Below are 6,460 nucleotides of genomic sequence, written 5' to 3'. Positions count from 1 at the left end.
CAAGAGATAGAAACAGAAGTCATCAAATTTCTGCAAGAACTTGATGAGAAAATCAAACAAATAGAAGCCGCATAACCGTCCAAGTGACAATTTTTATTACAAAATAACGTCTGGTATATGCGTTGATAATTAGTGTTAGCAGAGACCTGTCATCCTTTTCAATTTGCGCACTAGTTTGAAATATACAAGCCGTGTATGACATTGACGGTAGTCACGCCGTTGGCGACAGAGTGACACCCAACCAAATCACTACATCAGAGAGTTTTTAAAATGGCTATTCTAAACAAATCACAAACAGAGAAGCAGAATAAAGATTACTGGCGAACGTCAGAATTATTGATCAATGATGCGTTAACACTGCTGAATATAAAAAGCTTTGATACTGATGTATGTTGCTCAAGTGAAGATGTTCAAATACAGAAAAGCAATTGTTGTTTAACAGAAGATTATGACGCATTAAAAGCTAATTTATGGTTTTTGGCTAGTAACCCAAGCAACACCTCATTTTCGCAAGACGGAAAAATTATAACTAGCACTCAGAACTCATGTTATTACAGAAGAAGCGATAAATGGGGGCATGTTAATGGCTGTCATGTTTTGGCGTGGATTTACACGCATGAGTTAATACAGTTGTGCGGATTAGATCAATATTTAATAGAGGTAAAAAATGACTAAATTGAATTGGCATAAATATCCTGATGAAAAACCTTGCAACGCTGACGCTGACGAAATCATTATCGTTATAAAGAAGCCATTTAAGGAGTAATCATGATTATTATGAAAATAGAAGAAAAAGAAAACGAAGAAGTCAGTTTTAAATTTAATGAAATAGACAAATCAACTGATTTGGAAAAAGCTGTTTTAGCGTCCGTTTTGGAGTTTATGCGTAATGATTTCAATATCACTAAAGTGAAAAAAGTGAAAAAAACTGGAAAAACGGAGTGATTATGATTACAGGTGAAAACTCATTGACACGAACTGAACTATTAAAAGAGGCAATTGCTTGCGTTAAAGAAATTGAAAAAATGCAAAAACAAATTGATAAACGACTGGAGCGAAAAAATGGCAAATAGAGGAATAAACAAAGTAATTTTAGTGGGACACTTAGGTCAAGATCCCGAAGTTCGTTACATGTCTAATGGTAACGCCGTTGCCAATATTAGTATTGCAACGTCAGAAACATGGAAGGATAAACAAACTGGTGAAAACCGTGATCGTACTGAATGGCATCGCGTTGTTATATTTGGTAAATTAGCTGAAATTGCGGGCGAATACCTAAAAAAAGGTTCACAAGTTTATCTTGAAGGGCAATTACAAACTCGTAAATGGCAAGACCAGTCAGGACAAGATCGCTATACAACAGAAGTGGTGATCAACCCAATTGGTGGTACTTTACAAATTTTAGGTAGTCGTGATAGTGATAGCACTAGTCAGCAACAAGCACAACAACCTAAACCGCAAACTGCACCAGCTCAGGCTCAGCAAGATACATTTGATGATGGGATTCCATTCTAATCAATAAGTTATAAATTTACCCGCAAAATCTGTTAATAACCCACTGAACAACCACCCCATTCTATTAATTTATTACAAATATCTGCGCCTATTATTTGGCGTGCAATTTCTATTATCTAAAGGAAACAATAATGACAAAACAATTAACTTTCATGGGTCACAGCGACGATATTTTTAGTGTATTAGTTGACGGAGAACTTGTCGAAGAAATCGACTGTTTCGATGAAAAAGCTAGATACAAAGTTAGTTCTGGCGAAAATCAGCTTTACGTTATCGGTGAGTACGTTGCTCCCTGCGTTTGGATGATTGGCGTTGCTCCAGTAAATGAGGGTATACCAATTCCAAATTGGAATATTCAGTTAATTAATTGGCACAATTACAGCCCTGCTTTAACAATTGATTGCCCAGATGACGTAATAATCGAAGAATGTTAAACAATATCCTCCCTCAATGAGGGAGTTAACGCCCAATGTATTAACGCCAAATTTGGCGAAATATTAAAGGTGAATCCAATAATGACAACACACGAACTAAAAATTAAATCAGAGCATTTCATGGACGTTGTAAAAGACATGAAAAAGGCTGAAATACGCTACAACGACCGAAATTATCAAGTCGGAGATATTCTAAAGTTGCATGAAATTGATCAGGACGGTAATCGTACAGGTAATCAATGCGGCGTTATTGTTTCGCATATTTTAGACGATACTGATTATTTGCGCGACGGGTATGTAATGTTGAGTATCAACATAAAGTTTAAATCTATATGACAGAATGAGACGGCGAACGATGAAAAAACCACTAAAAACAACTGATGCAATGCAACGATGGATGGACGGGATAAATAGCGGAATTTTACGACCAAATGTCGATAAGCTATATTCTCCAGAAAATCGATTTAATGAGATGTTTACTCTCAGTTATCCTGTTTTAAGCCATTACGATAAGCATGTATTAGCTATGACACGTGAGAAGTTGGATAGTAAATCAGATATTGCAGCAGAACTTGGCTGGAGAGATTGGCAAATTGAACAGCTTAATGAACGTATTAAAGAGTTGGAATCACAAAAACACATCAACGAAATCAAAGCGCAATAATTGCTATTACTGAGTGTTATTTATTGATGAGAGATGAGAAGAAATTATAGGGGTAAATAATGACACCGCTGCATGATATGCGATATGTGGCAAAAACGTTGAAGCTATCTGAACATACGGTACGAGCAAATCCTGCAAAATATCACATGTACAAAATCGGGGGCTTTTGGCGCATATCTGAATCAGATTTACAAAATTACATAGACGAGAGCAAGAAAAGAAATAATAATGTTATTCGGCTAGCTCTTGTTAATGACAAAAAGGAGATTAAAAAATGTCATTATCAAAGAGAAATGGCGTCTATTATATCGACATCCGCACGCCAAGCGGCGAGCGAATTAGACGCTCTACTGGGGTAAGTGATAAAAAGCTTGCTCAAGAATATCATGACAAAGTAAAGCATGAGCTCTGGGCGGTAAGCCGACTCGATAAGCGCTTAGAACGTACATTTGATGAGGCTTTATTGTTACTACTTAATGACGGAAAAGGTCAGAAAGACTATGCAACAAAAGTTCGTCATGCAAAATATTGGCGCTCTATTTTTGGCGGAAAAAATTTATCATCTATTACTGGTGAAACGATAGATAATAATTTACCAACACATAATGCAAAAAATAAAGAGCCGTTAGCTCCAGCTACGATAAATAAATATCGCAAAACGATACTCAGAGCGTTGAGTTTAGCCCAAAAGAACAATTGGATATCCTCTGTTCCGTACGTTGGGAAACAGAAAGAGCCAAAAGTTCGGGTGAGGTGGATAACAAAGCAACAAGCCCAAGATATGTTAAACAACATATCTATAGATTGGTTGCGTGATGTTTGTTTATTCGCGTTATTAACTGGTGCAAGACGAACTGAGATTTTATCTCTAACTTGGGATAAGATAGATTTTCAAAACAAAATAGCTATAGTAAGCAACGACATTGCAAAAAATGGAAAAGCAAGATCGTTGCTATTAAATGATGAGGCTATTGAATTATTAAGAAATAGACGACTCATCAATAGCAAGTATGTTTTTGTGAGTACAAATAATAATCCGTTAAAAGACATTGATCGGCGCGCTTTTAATCGTGCTACTGAAATTTGTAATATTGAAGATTTTCATTTTCATGATTTGCGCCACACATGGGCGAGCTGGCACGTTCAAAGCGGAACACCTCTTTTTACACTACAAGAGTTAGGTGGCTGGGAAACGTTGGAAATGGTAAAAAAATATGCTCACTTAAACGCTGAACATTTAAGTCATTTTTCAAATGCAGTCACAATTTGGTCACAAAATAAAAATAAAGATAATCAAGCTCTGAACTTGGCGGTTGTAAATGATTGATTATCTTAGGTTTTAATGGCGTCCCCTACAGGATTCGAACCTGTGACCTACGGCTTAGAAGGCCGTTGCTCTATCCAGCTGAGCTAAGGAGACTGGAATTATTTTTTAATTAGACGCTGTGTATTATATAAAGCTATTTCGATCCGTCAATGATTTTTAATGGTTTATTGCATTGAATTGACAAAATATCATCAATTTAAGTCATAGATATCATCAGCTTATAAACAATTTATTTAATATATAACATTAAATGTTGTTATCTTTAATTTTTAGTTATTTGGTTACATTTTTAAATAACTAATTATTTTTAATACTTATTTAGACTTGGCTATTTGAGCTTTTAACATAGCTAATCGGCTTTGTCCTTGTTGCATTTTCTTTTCGGGAGATAGTTCGTTACGTTGATCTTGCCATACCAAATCATCTTGCGGAAGTTCTAATAAAAAACGGCTAGGTTCGGTATATATTGTTTCACCAAATTGTTTACGTTGCCGACTAAATGAAAAAGTTAGTTCTTGCTGTGCGCGAGTAATACCAACATAAGCGAGGCGACGCTCTTCTTCAATATTATCTTCATCAATACTGTTTTGGTGTGGTAATAAACCTTCAGACATGCCAACTAAATAGACGTAAGGGAATTCTAACCCTTTAGAGGCATGTAGAGTCATAAGTTGCACTTGATCTAGCTCTTCTTCTGCTTCGTTGCGTTCTAGCATGTCACGTAAAGTGAATCTTGCCACAGCTTGTTCAAGCGTCATACTTTCATCAATATCATCACCTTGCAACAGATCATTTAACCAGCTAACTAGCTGTTCGACATTACGCATACGCATTTCACCTGATTTTGGGGAGGTTGAAGTTTCATAAATCCAACTTTCATAATTAATGCCATGCAACAGCTCATGAATTGCGTCCATTGGTTCGCTGTGTGATTTTTGAATTAGTGTATCAAACCAATGGATAAACGTATGCAGCGTTTCCATCCGTTTACCAGAAAGTAATTCAGTTAAGCCCATGTCGTGGCTAGCTTGGTATAAGCTAACTCCACGATGATTTGCCCATTCACCTAGTTTTTGAACAGTTGCAGGACCAATTTCACGTTTTGGGGTATTAATGATACGGATAAATGCATTATCATCATCAGGATTGGTCAATAAACGCCAATATGCCATTAAATCTTTAATTTCTATACGAGAAAAAAATGAAGTCCCCCCTGATATTCGATACGGTATGCGATATTGCATTAACATTTTTTCAATAAGACGCGCTTGGTGGTTGCCACGATACAATATGGCGTATTGACCATATTGACTATTATTAGCAAATCGGTGCCCCACTAAATCATTAACGACTTTTTCAGTTTCTTGCTCTTCACTATCAGCCGAAATAACCCTTAATACCTCACCATAACCATGTTCTGAAAACAGTTTTTTTTCAAAAATATGCGGATTATTTTCAATTAAAATATTAGCAACTTTCAAAATTCGTCCCGAAGATCGGTAGTTTTGTTCGAGTTTTATGACCTCTAAGTTGGGAAAATCTTGTTTTAGTAATACTAAATTTTGTGGCCTTGCTCCTCGCCATGAGTAAATGGACTGATCATCATCACCAACAACCGTAAATTTGGCTCGATTACCAACCAGTAATTTAATAAACTCGTACTGACTTGTATTAGTATCTTGATATTCATCAACCAATAAATAACGGATTTTATTTTGCCACTTATCACGCACTTCCTCATTATTTTTTAGTAATAGTGTAGGTAGTAAAATAAGATCATCGAAATCCAAAATACTGCATGCCTTTAACTGCTTTTCATAAAGCTGATAACAGTGAGCAAATAGCTTTTCTTTATTTGTTTGCGCTCTTGCCATAGCCATAGTGGAATCAACGATATCATTTTTCCAATTAGAAATTGTCGAACGTAATTGATTAATCAGGTCTTTATCGCCTTCTAACCATTGATGAGTTAGCTCTTTAAGTAATGCTGTTTGATCATGATCATCAAATAGCGAAAAGTTGGATTTAATACCTATATGCTTGTATTCTCGACGAACAATATCTAACCCTAGCGTATGAAAGGTTGAAATTTTAAGCCCTCTCGCCTCTTGTTTACTAAGTGATTGCGCTATACGTTCTTTCATTTCACGGGCTGCTTTATTAGTAAAAGTAACCGCAACAATATGGCGTGGTAAGTATTCTTTAACACGAATTAAATAGGCAATTTTATTAATAATAACTCGAGTTTTTCCAGAGCCTGCTCCCGCTAAAACAAGGCAAGGGCCTGAAACATATTCGACAGCTTTTTGTTGACTTGAATTTAAACGCACAAAATAAAACCATTATGAAAGTGGTGGGCTAGTATATAACGATAGACTAGCTACACGCAATTATCGCCATTTAAGTAAAAATAATTGCTATTTTATGAATTGTATGAAAACACGAATTATTTACACTTCATGATTAAAATAATCCTCTAAAAACCCATAAGGTATTTTTCCCCAAATTTTTTTATGCGGT

Annotated in this window: 9 protein-coding genes and 1 tRNA gene; 8 read left to right on the top strand and 2 right to left on the bottom strand. The window is 35.8% G+C overall.

The window, feature by feature from the left end:
* Nucleotides 1-270 precede the first annotated feature (270 nt).
* The 8 genes from GQ594_RS09555 (at nt 271) to GQ594_RS09525 (ending at nt 3,940) form a co-directional block, all read left to right on the top strand.
* Nucleotides 271-675 (top strand): hypothetical protein, encoded by a 405-nt coding sequence (locus GQ594_RS09555; RefSeq protein ID WP_160412475.1) that lies wholly within the window; start codon nt 271-273, stop codon nt 673-675.
* A 93-nt stretch (nt 676-768) separates the two neighbouring features.
* A complete protein-coding gene (locus GQ594_RS09550) occupies nt 769-945 on the top strand; it encodes a hypothetical protein (RefSeq protein WP_160412477.1) in 177 nt (58 codons plus the stop codon).
* A 2-nt stretch (nt 946-947) separates the two neighbouring features.
* The gene (locus GQ594_RS12310) at nt 948-1,073 is read left to right on the top strand and encodes a hypothetical protein (protein WP_272914561.1); all 126 of its coding nucleotides are present in this window, start codon (nt 948-950) and stop codon (nt 1,071-1,073) included.
* Complete coding sequence (gene ssb / locus GQ594_RS09545; protein ID WP_160412479.1) at nt 1,063-1,515, top strand: single-stranded DNA-binding protein; 453 nt, start codon at nt 1,063-1,065, stop codon at nt 1,513-1,515. Before GQ594_RS12310 ends, ssb begins: the two co-directional genes overlap by 11 nt.
* 131 nt (nt 1,516-1,646) lie before the next feature.
* Nucleotides 1,647-1,949, top strand: coding sequence for a hypothetical protein (locus tag GQ594_RS09540; RefSeq protein WP_160416519.1), 303 nt, complete (start codon nt 1,647-1,649; stop codon nt 1,947-1,949).
* An 81-nt stretch (nt 1,950-2,030) separates the two neighbouring features.
* Complete coding sequence (locus tag GQ594_RS09535; protein WP_160412483.1) at nt 2,031-2,285, top strand: DUF3850 domain-containing protein; 255 nt, start codon at nt 2,031-2,033, stop codon at nt 2,283-2,285.
* A gap of 19 nt (nt 2,286-2,304) precedes the next feature.
* The gene (locus GQ594_RS09530; RefSeq protein ID WP_160412485.1) at nt 2,305-2,613 is read left to right on the top strand and encodes a hypothetical protein; all 309 of its coding nucleotides are present in this window, start codon (nt 2,305-2,307) and stop codon (nt 2,611-2,613) included.
* A gap of 274 nt (nt 2,614-2,887) precedes the next feature.
* A complete protein-coding gene (locus GQ594_RS09525) occupies nt 2,888-3,940 on the top strand; it encodes a tyrosine-type recombinase/integrase (protein ID WP_160412487.1) in 1,053 nt (350 codons plus the stop codon).
* Between the two features lie 16 nt (nt 3,941-3,956).
* On the opposite strand, the gene GQ594_RS09520 is transcribed toward GQ594_RS09525, so the two are convergent.
* A tRNA-Arg gene (locus GQ594_RS09520) sits at nt 3,957-4,033 on the bottom strand.
* A gap of 221 nt (nt 4,034-4,254) precedes the next feature.
* Nucleotides 4,255-6,270 (bottom strand): DNA helicase Rep, encoded by a 2,016-nt coding sequence (rep, locus tag GQ594_RS09515; RefSeq protein ID WP_160412488.1) that lies wholly within the window; start codon nt 6,268-6,270, stop codon nt 4,255-4,257.
* Nucleotides 6,271-6,460 lie beyond the last annotated feature (190 nt).

Origin of the sequence: Gilliamella sp. Pra-s52 (genome assembly GCF_009795805.1) — a bacterium.
Taxonomy (GTDB): Bacteria; Pseudomonadota; Gammaproteobacteria; order Enterobacterales; family Orbaceae; genus Gilliamella.
The sequence above is the reverse complement of the archived record's forward strand: the minus strand, read 5'-3'. Positions and strand labels throughout refer to the sequence as shown.